Below are 20,156 nucleotides of genomic sequence, written 5' to 3'. Positions count from 1 at the left end.
ACGCCCGGTTACATTCCGAACCCGGAAGCTAAGCCTTTCAGCGCCGATGGTACTGCAGGGGGGACCCTGTGGGAGAGTAGGACGCCGCCGAACAACCCGCCCTTTTAGCTCAGTCGGTAGAGCGTCTCCATGGTAAGGAGAAGGTCAACGGTTCGATTCCGTTAAAGGGCTCCAACAAAGAAGGCCCCCGCCATTTGGCGGGGGCCTTTTTGCGTTTCCGGTGTTGTCAAGTCCCGACTTTCCGTACCGTGACCCGGGAGCCCGTGCGGGGCGCAATGGAGGGGACAGCCCGATCTCCTGAGTCGCGGAAGGACCCGTCTCATGACCATCGCAAGGATCCGACGCTTCGCCCTCGTCCTCGTGACCGCCCTGGGCGCCGGCGGCGTCTCCGTGTGCTCCTCGGCGTCCCGGGCCGGCCCGCCGAATCCCGGCCCCGTCGTGAACTAGTCGCCCGAACGCTGTTCCGGGACGCGGAAGGCCAGGATGGCCATGTCGTCCGAGGCCGGCTCGGCCGCGAAGCGTTCCACGGCGCGAAGGACGCGCGAGGCGACCGCGCCCGCGGTGAGGCCCGTACAGGTGGTCAGGACCTCGGCGAGGCCGTCGTCGCCGAGCATGCGGGTTCCCTCGCGGCGCTCGGTCACGCCGTCGGTGACGCAGAGCAGGACGTCGCCGGGGTCGAGGGTGAGGGTCTGCTCGTAGAGGTCCAGGTCCTCGATCACGCCCAGCAGGGGCTGCGGATCCGCGGCCGCGTCGACCTGGCCGTTCGGGCGCAGGCGGAGCGGGAGCGGGTGGCCCGCGCAGACGACCTTCATCAGGGCGCCGCCGTCGGGCTGGGGGTGGAGCTCTCCGTAGAGGAGGGTGAGGAAGCGGCTGCGGGCGCCCTCGTCGAGGATGGCCGCGTTGAGGCGTTCGAGGACGGCCGGTCCGCCGAGGCCCTCGCGGGCCAGCAGCCGCAGCGCGTGCCGGGCGAGGCCGGTGACGGCGGCCGCCTCGGGACCCGTGCCGCAGACGTCTCCGATGGCGAAGCCGTACGCGCCGTCGCGGATCGGGAAGACGTCGTAGAAGTCGCCGCCCACCTCGTTGCCCTCGCCGGCGGCGCGGTAGATGACCTCGACCTCCATGCCGGGGATGGCGGGGGAGCCGGGCGGCAGCAGGCTGCGCTGGAGGGAGCGGCTGATCGCGGTGCGCTCGGAGTAGAGGCGGGCGTTGTCGAGGGCGAGTGCGGCCCGGCGGGAGAGGTCCTCGGCGAGTTCGAGGATCTCCTGGCGGAAGTGCTCCTCGCGCGGCTTGCCGAGGGTGAGCATGCCGATCACGCGGTTGCGGGCGAGGAGGGGCAGGACCACCGTCTCCCCGCCGACCGCGAGGGTCGCCTCGGTCCAGGGGCGGGCGCCGGCCTCGCGGACGGGGTCGGGCGGGCTGACCCGGGAGAGGAGGGCCTTGAGGCCGTCGATGCGCTCCTCGTCCTCGTGGAGGACGTAGGAGAGGTACGGGTCGGAGGACTGGTCGGCGATCGTGTAGACGGCGCACCAGGTGGCGAGGGTCGGGACGGTCATCTGGGCCATGAGCGCCAGCGTCTGGTCCCGGTCGAGGGTGCCGGCCAGCAGGTCGGAGGCCTCGACGAGGAAGGAGAGGGAGCCGCGGCGCAGCCGTTCCAGCTCGCCGAGGCGGGCGGACTCGACGGCGAGGGCGATGCGGTCGGCGGCGAACTGGAGGTGGAGTGCCTCTTCGTTGGAGTACCGGCCGGGGGTTTCGGCGGCGACGCCGAGGGAGCCGGTGAGCCGGCCCTCCACCTTGAGGGGGACGGTGACCGCGGAGCGCATGCCGGTGGACTCCAGGAGCGGGACGGCTCCGGGGACCGCGGTGAGGTCGTCGTGGACGGCGGGCATGCGGGCGGAGCCGTAGCGGTTGGTGCCGGCCTCGACGGGGACGCGGGCGAAGCGCTGGCGGGTGGAGGGCAGGCCGGTGGTGGCGCGGACCTCCAGCTCGGTCTCGTCGTCGGTGGCGAGCAGCAGGAAGGCGGCGTCGGCGTCGAGGAGGTCGCGGGCGCGTTCGACGGTGCGCTGGAGGAGGCCGTCGAGGTCGTCGGGGGCCGGGGAGCCGATGAAGACCTCGAAGGGGTCCGCGGGGCGCGGCTCGGTGAAGTGGCCGCTGTCGGTGGCGGGCACCCGTACCGGGGTCTGGAGCAGCGCGCGCTCGTCGTCGTGGACGAGGAGGCAGACGGTGGACGGTTCGCCGTGGGCGTCGCGGACGCGCAGGTGGGAGGCGTAGACGGGGATGACGCGGCCGTCCGAGCCGCGGACCCCGTAGCTGCCCTCCCAGCGGGACAGGCGCAGGGCCTCGGCGATGCCGGTTCCGGTGCCGGGGGTCTGCGGCCAGGCGGCGAGCTCGGCGAGGGGGCGGCCGAGGGCCTTCTCGGCGGGATAGCCGAAGATGTGCTCGGCGTCCTCGTTCCAGGCGGAGATGGTGTCCGCCGCGTCGATCTGGAGGACGGCGACGCGGACCCGGCTGTCGGCGAGGGGGAGCATGCGGTCGGGGACGACGGGTCCGGCGGAGCGGGTACCGACCGGCCGGTCTGGCAGGTCCAGGCGGAACCACACGTGCTTGTGGGTGGCCGTGTACTCGACGCCCCAGCGGGTGGCGAGGGCGGCGCAGAGCATCAGCCCGCGGCCGTTCTCGCTGTCGGCGTCGGCGTACGGGCGCTCGTCGGGGTGCCGGAGCGGGAGGTCGCGCTCCGGGTAGCGGTCGGCGACCTCGACGCGTACGCCGCCCTCGGTGCGCAGGCACAGGACCTCGGCCCGGGTTCCGGCGTGGACCACGGCATTGGTGACGAGCTCGCTGGTGAGCACCACCGCGTCGTCGACGATGTCCGCGAAACCCCAGCCCTGCAGGGTGTCGCGGACGAACGCGCGAGCGGCGGCGACCGAGCGCCCGAGGGGGTCGAAGCTGGCAGCCGCCCGTGCCGTGATCACGAATCTCCTTCGACGCGGTTGGACATCGGTTGCCAGGTTACTTACCTTCGCGGTCGGCATGGTGCCGTCGTCCGGGAATCCACCCGCAGGGTACGGCGGGTGTGCGATGGTGCCGAAGTGTTATGGCCGGGTTCGGCCAGGGTGAAACACTGGGCAGGCTTGAAGAGCCGGGCAGCAGCACTCGAAGCCCGGCGGAACAGCGGTCGACCCTTTCGGGAGGGACACGGTGGAGTCTGGCGCAGCGGTGCGGCGTACGGGAACGCGGCCGAAGGGCGGACGTCCCCGGCGCGGTGGCACGACGGAGGTCGATACCGCCGCTCTGAACCGGCTGCTCACGGCCCTGGTGTCGATGCGGGACGGGAACTTCCGCAAGCGGCTGACGGTGTCCGGCGAGGGCGTGATGGCGGAGATCGCCGCCGTCTACAACGAGGTCGCCGACCGCAATCTCCACCTGACCGGGGAGCTGTCCCGGGTGCGGCGGATGGTGGGCCGCGAGGGCAAGCTCAGCGAACGGCTGGAAACGGGTGCCTGTGAGGGTTCCTGGGCGGCCGCGATCGACGCCTCGAACCAGTTGGTGGACGACCTGGCCCGGCCGGTGTCCGAGGTGGGCCGGGTGCTGTCGGCGGTGGCCGAGGGTGATCTGGACCAGCGGATGGACCTGCGGACGCAGGCCGCCGACGGGGTGGGGCATCCGCTGCGCGGCGAGTTCCTGAAGGTCGGGCGCACGGTCAACAACCTGGTCGACCAGCTGTCCGCGTTCACCGACGAGGTGACGCGGGTGGCGCTGGAGGTGGGCACCGAGGGCAAGCTCGGCGGTCAGGCCCAGGTGCGCGGTATGTCCGGTTCCTGGAAGGACCTGACCGATTCCGTCAACACCATGGCGTACCGCCTCACCGCTCAGGTGCGTGATATCGCTCTCGTCACGACGGCGGTCGCCAAGGGTGATCTGTCGCGCAAGGTCACGGTGCACGTGGCCGGCGAGATGCTCCAGCTGAAGAACACCGTGAACACGATGGTGGACCAGCTGTCGTCCTTCTCCTCCGAGGTGACCCGTGTCGCCCGCGAGGTGGGTACGGAGGGCGAGCTGGGCGGCCAGGCGAAGGTGCCCGGGGTCGCGGGCGTGTGGAAGGACCTGACGGACTCGGTCAACACCATGGCCGGCAACCTGACGGCCCAGGTGCGCGGGATCGCGCAGGTGACGACGGCGGTCGCGAACGGCGACCTGTCGCAGAAGGTGCGGGTCAGCGCGCGCGGCGAGGTGGCGCAGCTGGCCGAAACGATCAATCAGATGACCGAGACCCTGCGGACCTTCGCGGACGAGGTCACGCGCGTGGCCAGCGAGGTCGGTGCCAAGGGAACACTCGGTGGCCAGGCGCAGGTGCCGGGGGCCGCGGGGACGTGGAAGGACCTCACCGATTCGGTGAACACGGTCTTCCGCAATCTCACCACGCAGGTGCGGGACATCGCGACGGTGACGACGGCGGTGGCCAACGGCGACCTGTCGCAGAAGGTCACCGTCGATGTGGCCGGCGAGATGCTGGAGCTGAAGAACACCGTCAACACGATGGTGGACCAGCTCCAGTCCTTCGGTGCGGAAGTGACGCGCGTGGCCCGTGAGGTCGGTGTCGAGGGTGAGCTGGGCGGTCAGGCGCAGGTGCCGGGGGCCGCGGGGACGTGGAAGGACCTCACCGATTCGGTGAACACCGCCTTCCGCAACCTCACCGGTCAGGTCCGCAACATCGCGCAGGTGACGACGGCGGTGGCCAACGGCGACCTGTCGCAGAAGGTCACCGTGGACGTCTCGGGCGAGATGCTCCAGCTGAAGAACACCGTGAACACGATGGTGGACCAGCTGTCCTCGTTCGCCGACCAGGTCACGCGGATGGCGCGGGACGTGGGTACGGAGGGCCGGCTCGGCGGTCAGGCCCGCGTGGAGGGGGTGTCCGGCACCTGGAAGGAGCTCACCGACTCCGTCAACTTCATGGCCGGAAACCTGACGTCGCAGGTGCGCCAGATCGCCCAGGTGACGACGGCGGTGGCGCGGGGCGACCTGTCGCAGAAGATCGACGTGGACGCCCGGGGCGAGATCCTGGAGCTGAAGAACACCATCAACACGATGGTGGACCAGCTCTCCGCCTTCGCGGAGCAGGTGACCCGGGTGGCCCGGGACGTGGGTACGGAGGGCCGCCTCGGCGGCCAGGCGCAGGTGCCCGGGGTGGCGGGCGTATGGCGTGACCTGACGGATTCGGTGAACGGCATGGCCGGGAACCTGACCTCGCAGGTGCGCAACATCGCGCAGGTGGCCACTGCGGTGGCGCGCGGTGACCTGTCGCAGAAGATCGACGTGGACGCCCGGGGCGAGATCCTGGAGCTGAAGAACACCCTCAACACGATGGTCGACCAGCTCTCGAACTTCGCCGAGCAGGTGACGCGGGTGGCCCGTGAGGTGGGCACGGAGGGCATCCTCGGCGGTCAGGCGGAGGTGAAGGGGGTCTCCGGTACCTGGAAGGACCTCACGCAGTCCGTCAACTTCATGGCGAACAACCTGACGTCGCAGGTGCGCAACATCGCCGAGGTGACCACGGCGGTCGCGATGGGCGACCTCTCCAAGAAGATCACCGTGGACGCGAAGGGCGAGATCCTCGAACTCGTCACCACCGTCAACACGATGGTGGACCAGCTGTCGTCTTTCGCGGAGCAGGTGACGCGGGTCGCCCGTGAGGTGGGTACCGAGGGAATCCTGGGCGGTCAGGCACGGGTGCGCGGTGTCACCGGCATCTGGAAGGACCTCAGCGACAACGTCAACACCATGGCCGGGAACCTGACGGCCCAGGTGCGCGGGATCGCGCAGGTCTCGGCGGCGGTCGCCAACGGTGACCTGACGAAGAAGGTCACGGTCGAGGCGCGCGGCGAGGTCGCGCAGCTCGCCGACACGGTCAACACGATGGTGAAGACCCTGTCCTCGTTCGCCGACGAGGTGACGCGGGTGGCCCGCGAGGTGGGCACGGAGGGCCGCCTGGGCGGTCAGGCGCACGTGCCCGGGGTCTCGGGGACGTGGAAGGATCTCACCGACTCGGTGAACTTCATGGCCTCCAACCTCACCGGTCAGGTGCGGCAGATCGCCATGGTCACGACCGCCATCGCCAAGGGCGACATGACCAAGAAGATCGACATCGACGCCCGGGGCGAGATCCTGGAGCTCAAGACCACCATCAACACGATGGTGGACCAGCTGTCCTCGTTCGCCGACCAGGTGACGCGGGTGGCCCGCGAGGTGGGCACCGAGGGAATCCTGGGCGGTCAGGCCCGCGTCCGGGACGTGGACGGCACCTGGCGGGACCTGACGGAGTCCGTGAACGAGATGGCCGGGAACCTCACCCGGCAGGTGCGCGCGATCGCGGCCGTGGCCACCGCGGTGACCCGCGGCGACCTGAGCCTGAAGGTCGACGTGGACGCGGCGGGCGAGATCCAGGTCCTCCAGGACAACATCAACACGATGATCGTCAACCTGCGCGACACCACCCTGGCCAACAAGGAGCAGGACTGGCTCAAGGGCAACCTCGCCCGGATCTCCGCCCTGATGCAGGGCCGCCGGGAGCTCGACGACGTGGCCTCGCTGATCATGAGCGAGCTGACCCCGGTGGTCTCCGCGCAGCACGGCGCGTTCTTCCTGGCGCTGCCGGCCGGCGGCACCACCGAGATCGGGACGGAGGGGGGCGCGGACGGCTCGTACGAGCTGCGGATGCGCGGGAGTTACGCGTACGCGGGCGGCCAGATGCCCATCTCCTTCCGGCCGGGGGAAGGGCTGATCGGGACCGTTGCCGAGGAGAAGCGGACGATCCTCGTCGAGAACACCCCGCCCGGCTACCTGAAGATCTCCTCGGGGCTGGGCGAGGCGCCGCCGGCGCATGTGATCGTGCTGCCGGTGCTCTTCGAGGGGAAGGTGCTCGGTGTCATCGAGCTGGCCTCCTTCACGCCGTTCACGCAGATCCAGAAGGACTTCCTCAGCCAGATCGCCGAGATGATCGGTACGAGCGTCAACACCATCAGCGTCAACTCCAAGACGGAGATGCTGCTGAAGCAGTCGCAGGAGATGACCGAGCAGCTCCGTGAGCGCTCGGACGAGCTGGAGAACCGGCAGAAGGCCCTGCAGGCCGCGAACGCGGAGCTGGAGGAGAAGGCCGAGCTGCTGGCCCAGCAGAACCGGGACATCGAGGTGAAGAACACCGAGATCGAGGAGGCCCGGCAGGTCCTGGAGGAGCGCGCCGAGCAGCTCGCGGTCTCGATGCGCTACAAGTCCGAGTTCCTGGCGAACATGTCGCACGAGCTGCGGACCCCGCTGAACTCGCTGCTGATCCTGGCCAAGCTGCTCGCCGACAACGCGGACGAGAACCTGTCGCCGAAGCAGGTGGAGTTCGCCGAGACCATCCACGGGGCGGGTTCGGACCTGCTGCAGCTGATCAACGACATCCTCGACCTGTCGAAGGTCGAGGCCGGGAAGATGGACGTCTCGCCGACCCGGATCGCGCTGGTCCAGCTGGTGGACTACGTGGAGGCGACGTTCCGGCCGCTGACGGCGGAGAAGGGCCTGGACTTCTCGGTCCGGGTCTCGCCGGAGCTGCCCGCCACCCTGCACACCGACGAGCAGCGGCTCCTCCAGGTGCTGCGCAACCTGCTGTCGAACGCGGTGAAGTTCACCGACAGCGGGGCGGTGGAGCTGGTGATCCGGCCGGCCGGGGCCGATGTGCCGACGGCGATCCGGGAGCAGCTGCTGGAGGCCGGTTCGCTGCGGGAGGCGGACGCGGACCTGATCGCCTTCTCGGTCACCGACACCGGGATCGGGATCGCGGCGAGCAAGATGCTGGTGATCTTCGAGGCGTTCAAGCAGGCGGACGGGACGACGAGCCGCAAGTACGGCGGGACCGGACTGGGCCTGTCCATCAGCCGGGAGATCGCCCGGCTGCTCGGCGGGGAGATCCACGCGGCGAGCGAGCCCGGCCGCGGGTCCACCTTCACGCTGTACCTGCCGCTGCACCCGAGCGAGCTGCCGCCGCAGGGGTACGCGCCGCCCACGCCCGGCGGTGGCCGCGGCGAGCTGTACCGCAGGTCCCTGGACGGGGCGCGGCCGGTGCTGCCTTCGGCCCCGGCCGGGCCCGCGGCCGTACCGTCGGGGCCGCCCCAGTCGGCGCGGCCCGCGCTGTCGGCCGGCGAGCCGGGCGGGCCGGGGCAGAACGGCGGGGCCGCGCTGTTCCGGCGGCGGCGCAAGGCGCTGAGCGACCTGGAGCCGCGTACGGCGGTGCCCGGGCAGCCGAACGCGGTGGCGGCCGAGGACGGCTGGGGCGGCGCGGAGGACGAACTCCCGGTGGTGCCCCGGACGTACGACTTCCACGGGGAGAAGGTGCTCATCGTGGACGACGACGTACGCAACGTCTTCGCGCTCACCAGCGTGCTGGAGCAGCACGGACTGGCCGTGCTGTACGCGGAGAACGGGCGGGAGGGCATCGAAGTCCTGGAACAGCACGACGATGTGACGGTCGTACTGATGGACATCATGATGCCCGAGATGGACGGATACGCCACGACCTCGGCGATCCGGCGGATGCCGCAGTTCGCGGGTCTGCCGATCATCGCGCTGACGGCGAAGGCGATGAAGGGCGACCGGGAGAAGGCGATCGACTCCGGCGCTTCCGACTATGTCACCAAGCCGGTCGACCCCGACTACCTTCTGTCGGTGATGGAACAGTGGATGCGGGGCAAGTGATCGCAGGGAGAGCGATGCCTTCCAATTGCTGACTCACTGTGGCCGGAGCGGTGTGGGAGCCCGGTAAACGGGGAACCTTCTGCTCTCCCACCACGTTTCTGCTTCGTGCACAGTGACATCCTGGTGACAGGGTGTGGCGATCTCGGGACTGGGGCTACGATGACCGGCACAAGGACGGACGGCGCAAGGATGCCGTCCTCTGGGGCGGGGCCCGGCGCACAGGCCGGAGCCAGGAGCCGGGGAGGCCCCATGCCGGGGCGAGGAGGACAGGGCATGGTGCAGAAGGCCAAGATCCTCCTGGTCGACGACCGGCCGGAGAATCTGCTGGCGCTGGAGGCCATCCTCTCCGCGCTCGATCAGACACTGGTCCGGGCGTCGTCGGGGGAGGAAGCGCTCAAGGCGCTGCTGACGGACGATTTCGCGGTCATCCTGCTGGATGTCCAGATGCCGGGGATGGACGGATTCGAGACGGCCGCGCACATCAAGCGGCGCGAGCGGACCCGGGACATCCCGATCATCTTCCTCACCGCGATCAACCACGGTCCGCACCACACGTTCCGCGGCTACGCGGCGGGTGCGGTCGACTACATCTCGAAGCCGTTCGACCCGTGGGTGCTGCGGGCCAAGGTCTCGGTCTTCGTGGAGCTGTACACGAAGAATTGCCAACTGCGCGAGCAGGCGGCCCTGCTGCGCCTCCAGCTGGAGGGCGGCAGCTCGAACGGCGTCGACGCCAGCAAGGAGACGGCCGGTCTGCTGGCCGAGCTCTCCGCGCGGCTCGCGGCGGTCGAGGAGCAGGCCGAGGCGCTGACCAAGCAGCTCGGCGAGGACTCGGCCGACGCCGGCGTGGTGGCGACCGCGGCCCATCTGGAGCGCAAGCTCACGGGGCTGCGGCGGGCGCTCGACGCGCTGGAGCCCGGGACCGCCGGAGGGGCTCCGGCCCTGCCGTCACAGAACTGACCGCGCGGGCGTCGGCTCTGGCGGTGCGTCAAAGCATCAACGGAGCCGACGACACGAACGGGTGAAGGGGTGGGCACGCGTGTCCACCGGCGCGCGCACCGGTAACCTCGGGCCCATGGCCTCAAGTACGTCCGGCAAGGGTTCCCAGAGCACCGCGGGCACCGCGAAGGGCCGCACCGGCCGTACGACGGCGCCGGCCAAGAAGGCGGCTCCCGCGCGCAAGCCCCCGGCGAAGAAGGCCGCGGCCGCCAAGCGCGCCCCGGCGAAGAAGGCCGCGGCCAAGCCCGCGCCGTCCCCGACGGGGGGCGTGGTGCGGCTGGTGCGCGCGGTGTGGCTGGGCTGCGCGCACGCCGTCGGCGCCGTCTTCCGCGGGATCGGCCAGGGGGCCAAGAACCTCGACCCCGCCCACCGCAAGGACGGCGTCGCGCTGCTGCTGCTCGCCCTCGCGCTGATCGTGGCCGCCGGTACCTGGTCGAACCTGAGCGGTCCGGTCGGGGATCTGGTGACCATGCTGGTCACCGGCGCCTTCGGACGACTGGATCTGCTCGTGCCGATCCTGCTCGGCGTCATGGCGGTACGTTTCATCCGCCATCCCGAGCAGACCGACGCCAACGGCCGCATCGGCATCGGGCTCTCCGCCCTCGTCATCGGGGTCCTGGGCCTGGTCCACATCGCCTGCGGGGCTCCCGGCCGCGACGAGGGCACCACCGCGATGCAGAACGCGGGCGGGCTCGTCGGCTGGGCCGCCTCCAAGCCGCTGATCTTCACCATGGGCGCGCCGCTGGCCGTGCCCATGCTGGTGCTGCTCACGGTCTTCGGGCTGCTGGTGGTCACCGCGACCCCGGTCAACGCGATCCCGCAGCGGCTGCGCCGGCTCGGCATCCGGCTCGGGATCATCGCCCCGAACGCCTACGACGAGGGGTACGGGGAGGCCGAGGGCGCCGCCGGCCGCCGGGACCGGCGGGATCGTCACGATGCGGAGCAGTGGCGGGCCCGTACGGGCGCGTCCGCCGGCTCGGACGACCCGGTGGACGCCGCCGAGGAGGAGGCGCTCGCCCGGCGGCGCCGGCCGCGAAGGGGCTCCACCCGGCCGGCCATGGACCGGGAGATGGACGCCGTCGACGTGGCCGCGGCGGCCGCCGCGGCGCTGGACGGGGTGGTCTACGGCGGCCTGCCGCCCTCCCCGCTCGTCGCCGACCTCACGCACGGCATCACCGCCGAGCGGGAGGGCGCGGAGCTCACCGCGCCCGTGCCGACCGCCCGCGGGGAGCGCCCCGCGGCGCCCCCCGTCCCCGAGGCCCCGGCCGCTTCCGCGCTCCCCGCCGAGCAGCCGCACGCCACCACCGCCGCGGCCTCCGGGACGCTGTCGGTGCCCGACCTGACCAAGGCCCCGCCGCAGACCCAGGCGCTGCCGCCGCGCGCCGAGCAGCTCCAGCTGCGCGGGGACATCACGTACGCCCTGCCCTCGCTGGACCTGCTGGAGAAGGGCGGGCCGGGCAAGACCCGCAGCGCCGCCAACGACGCGGTGGTCGCCTCGCTGCGCAACGTGTTCACCGAGTTCAAGGTCGACGCGGACGTCACCGGCTTCACCCGGGGGCCGACGGTCACCCGGTACGAGGTCACGCTGGGCGCCGCGGTCAAGGTCGAGCGGATCACCGCGCTGACCAAGAACATCGCCTACGCCGTCGCCTCGCCGGACGTGCGGATCATCAGCCCGATCCCGGGCAAGTCGGCGGTCGGCATCGAGATCCCGAACACCGACCGCGAGATGGTCAACCTGGGCGACGTACTGCGCCTCGCGGACGCGGCCGAGGACGACCACCCGATGCTGGTCGCGCTCGGCAAGGACGTCGAGGGCGGCTACGTCATGGCCAACCTCGCCAAGATGCCGCACGTGCTGGTGGCCGGCGCCACCGGTTCAGGCAAGTCCTCCTGCATCAACTGCCTGATCACCTCCGTGATGGTCCGGGCGACCCCGGAGGACGTGCGGATGGTGCTCGTCGACCCCAAGCGGGTCGAGCTGACGGCGTACGAGGGCATCCCGCACCTGATCACGCCGATCATCACCAACCCCAAGCGGGCCGCCGAGGCCCTGCAGTGGGTCGTGCGCGAGATGGACCTGCGCTACGACGACCTGGCCGCCTTCGGGTACCGGCACATCGACGACTTCAACCGGGCCATCCGGGACGGCAAGATCAAACTGCCGCCGGGCAGCGAGCGGGAGCTCAGCCCGTACCCGTACCTGCTGGTGATCGTCGACGAGCTGGCCGACCTGATGATGGTGGCCCCGCGCGACGTCGAGGACTCGATCGTCCGCATCACCCAGCTGGCCCGCGCGGCCGGCATCCACCTGGTGCTCGCCACCCAGCGGCCCTCGGTGGACGTGGTCACCGGCCTGATCAAGGCGAACGTGCCCTCGCGGCTGGCCTTCGCCACCTCCTCGCTCGCCGACAGCCGGGTCATCCTGGACCAGCCGGGCGCCGAGAAGCTCATCGGCAAGGGCGACGGGCTGTTCCTGCCGATGGGGGCGAACAAGCCGGTCCGCCTCCAGGGGGCCTTCGTCACCGAGGACGAGATCGCCGGGATCGTCCAGCACTGCAAGGACCAGATGGCGCCCGTCTTCCGGGAGGACGTCACCGTCGGACAGAAGCAGAAGAAGGAGATCGACGAGGACATCGGCGACGACCTGGACCTGCTGTGCCAGGCGACGGAGCTGGTGGTCACCACGCAGTTCGGCTCCACCTCGATGCTCCAGCGCAAGCTGCGGGTGGGCTTCGCCAAGGCCGGGCGGCTGATGGACCTCATGGAATCGCGGGGGATCGTCGGCCCGAGCGAGGGTTCGAAGGCGCGCGACGTGCTGCTGAAGGCCGACGAGCTGGACGACGTGCTCGCCGTCATCCGCGGCGAGGCCCATCCGTAACCAATTCGCGAGCAACCGTTTCCCTTGGGCCCACGTCCAGTTGAAGGGAGGTAGTGGTACCGCGCACGACCTCGCGTACGGCGTCGGTCCGCCACGCCGGAGCGGACCTCCCTTCGCCATTCGTATGGCGTATGAAGTGCACCCTCCGGTTGCTCCACCCTTTCGTCACCCCCCTAGACTGGACATCCAGCAGGTGGCTACACGCTCGAAAGGCGCCCACGTGTCCATCGGCAACGCCAACTCCCCCGAAGAAGAGCGGCCTTCGACCGACGACCGGTCCGAGGACCGCATCGTCGAACGACCCGTCGAGACCCCGTCCATCGGGACCGCCCTCAAGAAGGCCCGCATCGCCGCCGGGCTCACCGTCGACGAGGTCAGTTCCATCACCCGCGTGCGCATCCCGATCGTGCACGCGATCGAAGAGGACGACTTCACGCGGTGCGGCGGCGACGTGTACGCCCGCGGTCACATCCGTACGCTCGCCCGCGCCGTCCACCTCGACCCGGTCCCCCTGGTCGACAGCTACGACGCGGCCCACGGCGGCCGGCCGGCACCCACGCCCGCCGCGCCGATGTTCGATGCCGAGCGCATCCGTCCCGAACGGCAGCGGCCCAACTGGACCGCGGCCATGGTCGCCGCCATCGTCGCCGTGATCGGCTTCGTGGGCTTCACCGCCTTCAGCGGCGGCGACGCGAAGGACAAGCGACCGGTGGCGGAAGGTTCCGCCGCCCCGAAGCCGGCGGCACCCAAGCAGACCGGGGGCAAGCCGGCCGCGCAGCCCCAGCAGACCCCCGCCGCGCCCAAGCCGGAGCCCTCGGACAGTGCGATCGCCGCCGCGCCCAAGGACCTCGTCACGGTCGTCCTGACGGCCGACACCGGCGAGAGCTGGATCTCCGCGAAGGACTCCACCGGCCGGCTGCTCTTCGACGGCACCCTCACGCAGGGTGAGTCCAAGACCTTCACGGACAAGGAGTCCGTCGACCTCGTGCTCGGCGACGCCGGGGCCGTGAAGCTCTTCGTGAACGGCAAGGAGATCAAGGACGACTTCCAGCCGGGTCAGGTGGAACGTCTCACATACACCAAGGCGGACCCTCTTCAGGATCAGCCCCAGGCGGGCTGAGCAGAGGCCGCCCCCGGGCGGAACAGGGAAATCCGGATCCCCGGGGTGCTGCGCCGCACCCCGGGGATCTTGCTGTACGGGGACTTGCGGCTGGGGCCGACGCCGGGACGAAGTAGTCTTGAGTCCATGCCCGAACGCCGTACCGTCGCCCTTGTCACTCTTGGCTGCGCCCGTAACGAGGTGGACTCGGAGGAGCTCGCAGGCCGCTTGGCGGCGGATGGCTGGGAGCTCGTCGAGGACGCCGCCGATGCGGACGTAGCCGTCGTCAACACCTGCGGCTTCGTCGAAGCCGCCAAAAAGGACTCCGTAGACGCCCTCCTGGAAGCCAACGATCTCAAGGATCACGGCAAGACCCAGGCGGTCGTCGCCGTCGGCTGCATGGCCGAGCGCTACGGCAAGGAGCTCGCCGAAGCCCTGCCGGAAGCCGACGGAGTCCTCGGTTTCGACGACTACGCCGACATCTCCAACCGCCTCCAGACCATCCTGAACGGTGGCAGCGTGGAGGCCCACACCCCGCGCGACCGGCGCAAGCTGCTGCCGATCAGCCCCGCGGAGCGGCAGAGCGCCGACGTGGCCCTTCCCGGCCACGCCCAGGAGCCGGCCGAGGCCCCCGCCGACCTGCCCACCGGGCTCGCGCCCGCCTCCGGGCCGCGCGCACCCCTGCGCCGCCGCCTGGACAAGAGCCCCGTGGCCTCGGTCAAGCTGGCCTCCGGCTGCGACCGGCGCTGCTCCTTCTGCGCCATCCCGTCCTTCCGCGGCTCCTTCATCTCCCGCCGCCCCAGCGACGTGCTGAACGAGACCCGCTGGCTCGCCGAGCAGGGCGTCAAGGAGGTCATGCTGGTCTCCGAGAACAACACCTCGTACGGCAAGGACCTCGGCGACATCCGGCTGCTGGAGAGCCTGCTGCCCGAGCTGGCCGCGGTGGACGGCATCGAGCGCGTGCGCGTGAGCTACCTGCAGCCCGCCGAGATGCGGCCGGGCCTGATCGAGGTACTCACCTCGACCCCCAAGGTCGTGCCGTACTTCGACCTGTCCTTCCAGCACTCGGCCCCCGACGTGTTGCGCGCCATGCGCCGCTTCGGTGACACCGACCGGTTCCTGGAGCTGCTGGACACCATCCGCAGCAAGGCCCCGCAGGCCGGCGTGCGGTCCAACTTCATCGTCGGCTTCCCCGGCGAGAAGGAGTCGGACTTCGCCGAGCTGGAGCGTTTCCTCACCCACGCGCGGCTCGACGCCATCGGCATCTTCGGCTACTCCGACGAGGACGGCACCGAGGCCGTCGGCTACGACCACAAGCTGGACGAGGACACCATCGCCGAGCGGCTCGCACACATGCAGCGGCTCGCCGAGGAGCTCACCTCGCAGCGCGCCGAGGAGCGCATCGGAGAGACCCTGGAGGTACTCGTCGAGTCCGTGGAGGCCGTGGACGAGGACGGCGACGGCGCCTACGGGCGCGCCGCCCACCAGGCCCCCGAAACCGACGGCCAGGTCGTCTTCACGGACAGCACGGGCCTGGTCCCCGGGCGTATCGTCACGGCCAAGGTGGTCGGCACCCTCGGTGTGGACCTGGTGGCGGAGCCCCTGGGCATGGATCTTGAGGAGGCGGCCGGATGACCGGAGTCCCGGCGTCTGCGGCGGGCGGGACCGATCGCCGGCCCGTACCCGGCGCGAAGCTGGGGGCCGCCGCGGTCAATCAGGCCAGCCTGTGGAACATCGCCAACATCCTGACGATGATCCGGCTCGCCCTGGTGCCGGGATTCGTCTTCCTGCTGCTCGCCGAGGGCGGCTACGACCCGGCCTGGCGCGCCTGGGCGTGGGCGGCGTTCGCCGTCGCCATGATCACGGACATCTTCGACGGGCACCTGGCCCGCACGTACAACCTGGTCACGGACTTCGGCAAGATCGCCGACCCCATCGCCGACAAGGCGATCATGGGGTCGGCACTGATCTGCCTCTCCTGGCTCGGTGACCTTCCCTGGTGGGTGACCGGGGTGATCCTCGGGCGGGAGCTCGGGATCACGCTGCTGCGCTTCTGGGTCATCCGCTACGGGGTGATTCCGGCCAGCCGCGGCGGCAAGCTGAAGACCCTGGCCCAGGGCACGGCCGTGGGCATGTACGTGCTCGCGCTGACCGGCCCGCTGGCGACCTTGCGCTTCTGGGTGATGGCGGTCGCCGTCGTGCTGACCGTGGTCACCGGTTTGGACTACATCCGGCAGGCGGTCGTACTGCGCCGCCAGGGCCTTGAGGCGGAGCGGGCCGCGCGGTGACCTACGGGGCGGGGGATTCCCTCCGGTGACCGGAGGCGGAGCGGAGACGTCGGGCGGGGCCGGCGCCGCCGGAGCGGTCGGTCGTGTGTTCGATCTGGCCGCGGAGGCGCTGAGGTTGCTCACGGAAAGTGACCAGACGCTCGCCGTGGCGGAATCCCTGACCGGCGGCGTGGTGGCCGCCGAGCTCACGGCGGTCCCCGGTGCCTCGCGGTCCTTCCGTGGATCGGTCACGGCGTACGCCACGGAGATCAAGCACCGGGTCCTCGGGGTGGACGCGGAGCTGCTCGCGGCCGAAGGCGCGGTGAACGCGCAGGTCGCGGCGGAGATGGCAGCCGGTGTGCGGCGGGTGATGGGCGCTTCGTGGGGAATTGCGACCACCGGGGTGGCCGGTCCGGAGCCGCAGGACGGGCAGCCGGTGGGCACCGTTTTCGTCGCGGTGGACGGTCCGGGGGGCAGGAAAACGGTCCGGCTGAGGTTGAACGGCTCCCGTGCGGAAATCCGTAGGGAGAGTGCACGCACAGTGCTCGAGCTTCTCTCAGGCCAACTCCGTGAGAATGCGCGGAGGCAGGATACGGAACAGAACGGGGGGATTTGATGTTTGCAGCCCTGAGTGAACACGACATCGCTCCCCGCACGGCCGCGGCGCGAGGCGGTACGGTGGGGCGTGAAGGATGCGGCTACACGGTCAGAGGAGGGAGCCACCGATGATTCTGCTCCGTCGCCTGCTGGGTGACGTGCTGCGTCGGCAGCGCCAGCGCCAGGGCCGTACTCTGCGCGAAGTCTCCTCGTCGGCCCGAGTTTCGCTCGGCTATCTCTCCGAGGTGGAGCGGGGGCAGAAGGAGGCATCCTCCGAGCTGCTCTCCGCGATCTGCGACGCGTTGGACGTACGGATGTCCGAGCTGATGCGCGAAGTCAGTGACGAACTGTCGCTGGCCGAGCTGGCACAGTCGGCCGCGGCAAGCGAACCGGTGAGCGTGCCGGTCCGCCCGATGCTCAATTCGGTCTCCATGGCTTCGGTCACGGGTGGACCGGAGCGGGTGACCATCAAGGCGCCTGCGGAAGCGGTGAATGTCGTAGCCGCGTGAGCGAGCACGTGAGCGTTTGAGCGTGGCCGGAGCCCCGGTCGGTGCGTGAAGCACCGGCCGGGGCTCCCGGCCGTTCTGGGTGCGGCGCCGGGGGTGGTGCGGGAGGATGGGGCAGTCCGGGTCCCGGCCCTCCCCCAGACTCCGTCTGGGGGGACCCCCAGGGAGGTAGCCGTGCGGCGGTTACTGCGCATACCTGCGGCATGGGCGCTCGCGCTTGCGGTGGGTGTGCTGTGGTGGTGGGCCGTGCTGCGGCTGGTGCTGGCGCCCGAGGAGTCCGGGGCGGTGGAGGGCGCGGTGGCGGTGGGCGGCTGGGGGCTGGGGCTGCTGCCGGTGCACTGCGTACCGGGCCCGGTACGGAAGGCCCGGCGGTCGGCGGATGCCGGCGTCCGCGGCGGGGCCACCGGGGGAGCGGACGGTGCGCGGGGTGCGGGCGGTGCCGGAGACGCGGGCGGTGTGGGCGGTGCCGGAGATGCGGGCGGTGGGGCCGATCTGGGCGGTGGGGGCGGTGGGGGCGGTGCCGGGTCTACCAGGGCATCGACACTCCGCCGTTCGGGCGAAGGATCTGGCCCGTCATGAAGGACGAGGCGTCCGAGGCCAGGTAGAGCACCGCCTGGGCGATGTCCTCGGGCTCGCCGACCCGGCGCAGGGGGGACATGCGGACCATCGCCGCCTCGGTCTGTTCCTGGACCTCGGGGCTGTGCCGGCCGGTCATCGGGGTGCGGATCCAGCCCGGAGCGACGGCGTTGACGCGTATGCCGTGCGGGCCGGCCTCGGTGGCGAGCGTCTTGGTCAGCTGGACCACGGCGGCCTTGGCGGCGCTGTAGCAGAGCAGGCCGGGCTGGGCGGCGTCCACGGCCCCGGAGGCCATGGTGACGATGGAGCCGCGGCGGCCCGCCGCGATCATGCTGCGGGCGGCCTCCTGGCAGGTGCGCAGCACCCCCTTGAAATTGATGTCCAGGACCCGGTCGAGGTCCTCGTCGGTCGTCTCCAGGACGCTGCTGGTGTGCATGACGCCGGCGATGGCGGCCGTGATGTCGAGCGAGCCCGCCGCGGTCACGGCCGCCCGGAGCGCGGCGCGGTCGGTGACGTCGAGGGGATGGACGGTGGCGGCGCCGCCGGCCTTGGTGACGAGGGCGGCCGTCTCGGCGAGGCCCTGCTCGTCGCGGTCCGCGCAGTGGACGTGTGCGCCCGCCTCGGCGAGGAGGACGGCGGTGGCGCGGCCGATGCCGCTGGCGGCGCCGGTGACCAGGGCGGTACGGCCGGTGAGGTCGTACGAGGCTGTGGGTGTGGGCATGCCGGGACGGTACGACTGGATCTGACGGGCCGTCAACCAGTGCGCCCTGTCGCCTGGACACCGGCTACGGCGTGGGCCCCGGCTGGCAGCGGGGACACCAGTAGGTGGGGCGGCCGTCCTGGGGGGCCTCGCGGACGGGGGTGCCGCAGCGCAGGCACGGGCGGTGGGCGCGGCCGTAGACGAAGAGGTCCTGGCCCGGGCGGCGCAGGCCGGTGGTGTTGCGGGGGCCCGGCCGCGCGCCGGTGTTCGCGGACAGCAGCCGGTGGGCGGCGGAGGCCAGGCGGGGCAGGGTCGCTTCGGGGAGCGCGCCGACCGGGGTCCACGGGGTGACCCCGGCCAGGAAGCACAGCTCGGCCTTGTAGATGTTGCCGATGCCGGCGAGGTTGCGCTGGTCGAGCAGGGCCTCGCCGAGGGGGCGCTCGGGGGCGGCGAGCAGGTTGGCGGCGGCTCGCGCGGGATCCCAGTCCGGGCCGAGGAGATCGGGGCCGAGGTGGCCCACGGCCCGGTCCTCGTCGGCGGTGCGGATCAGCTCCAGGACGGGGAGGCGGTAGCCGACGGCGGTGTGCCCGGCGGTGCCGAGGACGGCCCGGATCTCGTGGACGGGGCCGCCGCGCCACTTCTCGCCGGCGGCGAAGACGTGCCAGGCGCCGTCCATCCGGAGGTGGCTGTGCAGGGTGAGGCCGCCCTCGAAGCGGGCGAGAAGGTGTTTGCCGCGGGGGGTGACGTCGAGGGTGACGCGGCCGGTGAGGTCGGCGGTGGCGAAACGGGGGACGCGGAGGTCACTGCGGGTGAGTTCGCGGCCTGCCAGGGCGGTGTGGAGGCGGGTCGCCGCGCGCCGGATGCTGTCGCCTTCGGGCATGGGGCCATTCTCCCCCGCCCGCGGCCTGCGTGAGCCCCTGCGGGGCCCCTGCGGCGAGGTGCGGCCGCAGGGGCCCCGTGGATCAGGAAGGGCAGGAGGGACGGGAGGGGGTGGAAGGCTTTGAGGGGTCCAAGGGCTCTGAGGGGCCCAAGGGCTCTGAGGGGCCCAAGGGGTCCGAGGGGCCCGAGGGACCGCTCATCACTTCCAGACGAGGCCCTTGTTCGGGTAGCCGTACGGGTTGCCCCAGTACTCGGCGGCGGAGACCTTCGTCTGAGCCGACGGGGCGAGGGCCACCGCGCAGCTGGTCTGCGTCTGGCCGTTGACGAAGCCCTTCGGCAGCGACTCGTTCGGGCACTTCTCGAACTTTCCTATGATCGACACGCGCTGGGCGTCGGTGCCGTCCCCGAGCAGGCCCTTGACCTGCGTCACGGAGGAGAACGACAGGTCCGTGGTGCCGGTGTTCTTGACCGAGTAGCGGATGTAGTACGGGATCATCCCCTTCACCTTGTCGCCGAGCTTGAGCGAGTCCAGGTCGGCCGGGTTGCCCTGCTCGATCGCGGTGACCGTGAGGGCGATCTGGCCGCCCTTGTTGCTTCCGTAGCTGAACGGGATCTCCGCGGCCTCGCCGATCTTGAAGGTCTGGCCGGACTTCGCCGTGCCGTTCGCCCCGGCGGGGGCCTCGCTGCCGCCCGTGGCGGGGGCGGTCATGCTGGGGCTGGGCGCTTCGGACGGGGCGGCCGACGAGGCCGAACCGCTCGGCTGCACCGGGGCCAGTTCCTCGTTGCCGTTCTTGCAGCCGGTCAGGGCCAGGGTGCCGGCGACCGCCAGGACGACCGCGCCGAGGGTGGTGGTACGCATGCTGATGGTGCTCACTCTTCTACTCCCCCATGACTGTGCATCGCCAACGCAATGCCTGTGATCATC

13 protein-coding genes, 1 tRNA gene and 1 rRNA gene are annotated in these 20,156 nt (G+C 71.1%); 11 read left to right on the top strand and 4 right to left on the bottom strand.

Annotated elements, in window-relative coordinates; genetic code table 11:
• The 3 genes from rrf to ACZ4VT_RS34995 form a co-directional block, all read left to right on the top strand.
• Positions 1–93, top strand: a 5S ribosomal RNA gene (gene rrf, locus ACZ4VT_RS35005); the annotation flags it as partial.
• A gap of 5 nt (positions 94–98) precedes the next feature.
• Positions 99–174 (top strand) — tRNA-Thr (locus tag ACZ4VT_RS35000).
• A gap of 147 nt (positions 175–321) precedes the next feature.
• Positions 322–447, top strand: a complete 126-nt coding sequence (locus tag ACZ4VT_RS34995; protein ID WP_467955423.1) for a hypothetical protein — start codon at positions 322–324, stop codon at positions 445–447.
• On the opposite strand, the gene ACZ4VT_RS34990 is transcribed toward ACZ4VT_RS34995, so the two are convergent.
• Positions 444–3,029, bottom strand: a complete 2,586-nt coding sequence (locus ACZ4VT_RS34990; RefSeq protein WP_467955422.1) for a SpoIIE family protein phosphatase — start codon at positions 3,027–3,029, stop codon at positions 444–446. The two genes, ACZ4VT_RS34995 and ACZ4VT_RS34990, sit on opposite strands and share 4 nt — an antisense overlap.
• Positions 3,030–3,195: 166 nt before the next feature.
• On the opposite strand from ACZ4VT_RS34990, the gene ACZ4VT_RS34985 reads away from it, so the two are divergent.
• The 8 genes from ACZ4VT_RS34985 (at position 3,196) to ACZ4VT_RS34950 (ending at position 17,079) form a co-directional block, all read left to right on the top strand.
• Positions 3,196–8,730 (top strand): HAMP domain-containing protein, encoded by a 5,535-nt coding sequence (locus ACZ4VT_RS34985; RefSeq protein WP_467955421.1) that lies wholly within the window; start codon positions 3,196–3,198, stop codon positions 8,728–8,730.
• A 273-nt stretch (positions 8,731–9,003) separates the two neighbouring features.
• Positions 9,004–9,687, top strand: coding sequence for a response regulator (locus ACZ4VT_RS34980; protein ID WP_319729795.1), 684 nt, complete (start codon positions 9,004–9,006; stop codon positions 9,685–9,687).
• Positions 9,688–9,802: 115 nt separating this feature from the next.
• Positions 9,803–12,607: a DNA translocase FtsK gene (locus ACZ4VT_RS34975; protein ID WP_467955420.1), complete on the top strand. Its 2,805-nt coding sequence runs from the start codon at positions 9,803–9,805 to the stop codon at positions 12,605–12,607.
• Positions 12,608–12,827: 220 nt separating this feature from the next.
• On the top strand, positions 12,828–13,727 hold the full coding sequence (locus tag ACZ4VT_RS34970; RefSeq protein WP_467955419.1) for a helix-turn-helix domain-containing protein: 900 nt from the start codon (positions 12,828–12,830) through the stop codon (positions 13,725–13,727).
• Between the two features lie 126 nt (positions 13,728–13,853).
• The gene (gene rimO / locus ACZ4VT_RS34965; RefSeq protein WP_467955418.1) at positions 13,854–15,341 is read left to right on the top strand and encodes a 30S ribosomal protein S12 methylthiotransferase RimO; all 1,488 of its coding nucleotides are present in this window, start codon (positions 13,854–13,856) and stop codon (positions 15,339–15,341) included.
• On the top strand, positions 15,338–15,994 hold the full coding sequence (gene pgsA, locus ACZ4VT_RS34960) for a CDP-diacylglycerol--glycerol-3-phosphate 3-phosphatidyltransferase (RefSeq protein ID WP_351587304.1): 657 nt from the start codon (positions 15,338–15,340) through the stop codon (positions 15,992–15,994). The genes rimO and pgsA overlap by 4 nt, the downstream gene beginning before the upstream one ends.
• Positions 15,995–16,079: 85 nt before the next feature.
• A complete protein-coding gene (locus ACZ4VT_RS34955) occupies positions 16,080–16,589 on the top strand; it encodes a CinA family protein (protein ID WP_467955417.1) in 510 nt (169 codons plus the stop codon).
• A gap of 109 nt (positions 16,590–16,698) precedes the next feature.
• Positions 16,699–17,079 carry a helix-turn-helix domain-containing protein gene (locus ACZ4VT_RS34950; protein WP_030012484.1) on the top strand — a complete coding sequence of 127 codons (381 nt, stop codon included), beginning with the start codon at positions 16,699–16,701 and terminating at the stop codon, positions 17,077–17,079.
• A 523-nt stretch (positions 17,080–17,602) separates the two neighbouring features.
• On the opposite strand, the gene ACZ4VT_RS34945 is transcribed toward ACZ4VT_RS34950, so the two are convergent.
• The 3 genes from ACZ4VT_RS34945 to ACZ4VT_RS34935 form a co-directional block, all read right to left on the bottom strand.
• On the bottom strand, positions 17,603–18,373 hold the full coding sequence (locus tag ACZ4VT_RS34945) for an SDR family NAD(P)-dependent oxidoreductase (protein ID WP_467955416.1): 771 nt from the start codon (positions 18,371–18,373) through the stop codon (positions 17,603–17,605).
• 64 nt (positions 18,374–18,437) lie between these two features.
• A complete protein-coding gene (locus ACZ4VT_RS34940) occupies positions 18,438–19,232 on the bottom strand; it encodes an Fpg/Nei family DNA glycosylase (RefSeq protein WP_467955415.1) in 795 nt (264 codons plus the stop codon).
• A gap of 198 nt (positions 19,233–19,430) precedes the next feature.
• Complete coding sequence (locus tag ACZ4VT_RS34935; protein WP_467955414.1) at positions 19,431–20,105, bottom strand: hypothetical protein; 675 nt, start codon at positions 20,103–20,105, stop codon at positions 19,431–19,433.
• Positions 20,106–20,156 lie beyond the last annotated feature (51 nt).

The sequence above is a fragment of the Streptomyces sp. NPDC029164 genome (assembly GCF_055563995.1).
Note: the sequence above shows the minus strand (reverse complement) of the source record. Positions and strands in the feature narration are given on the sequence as shown.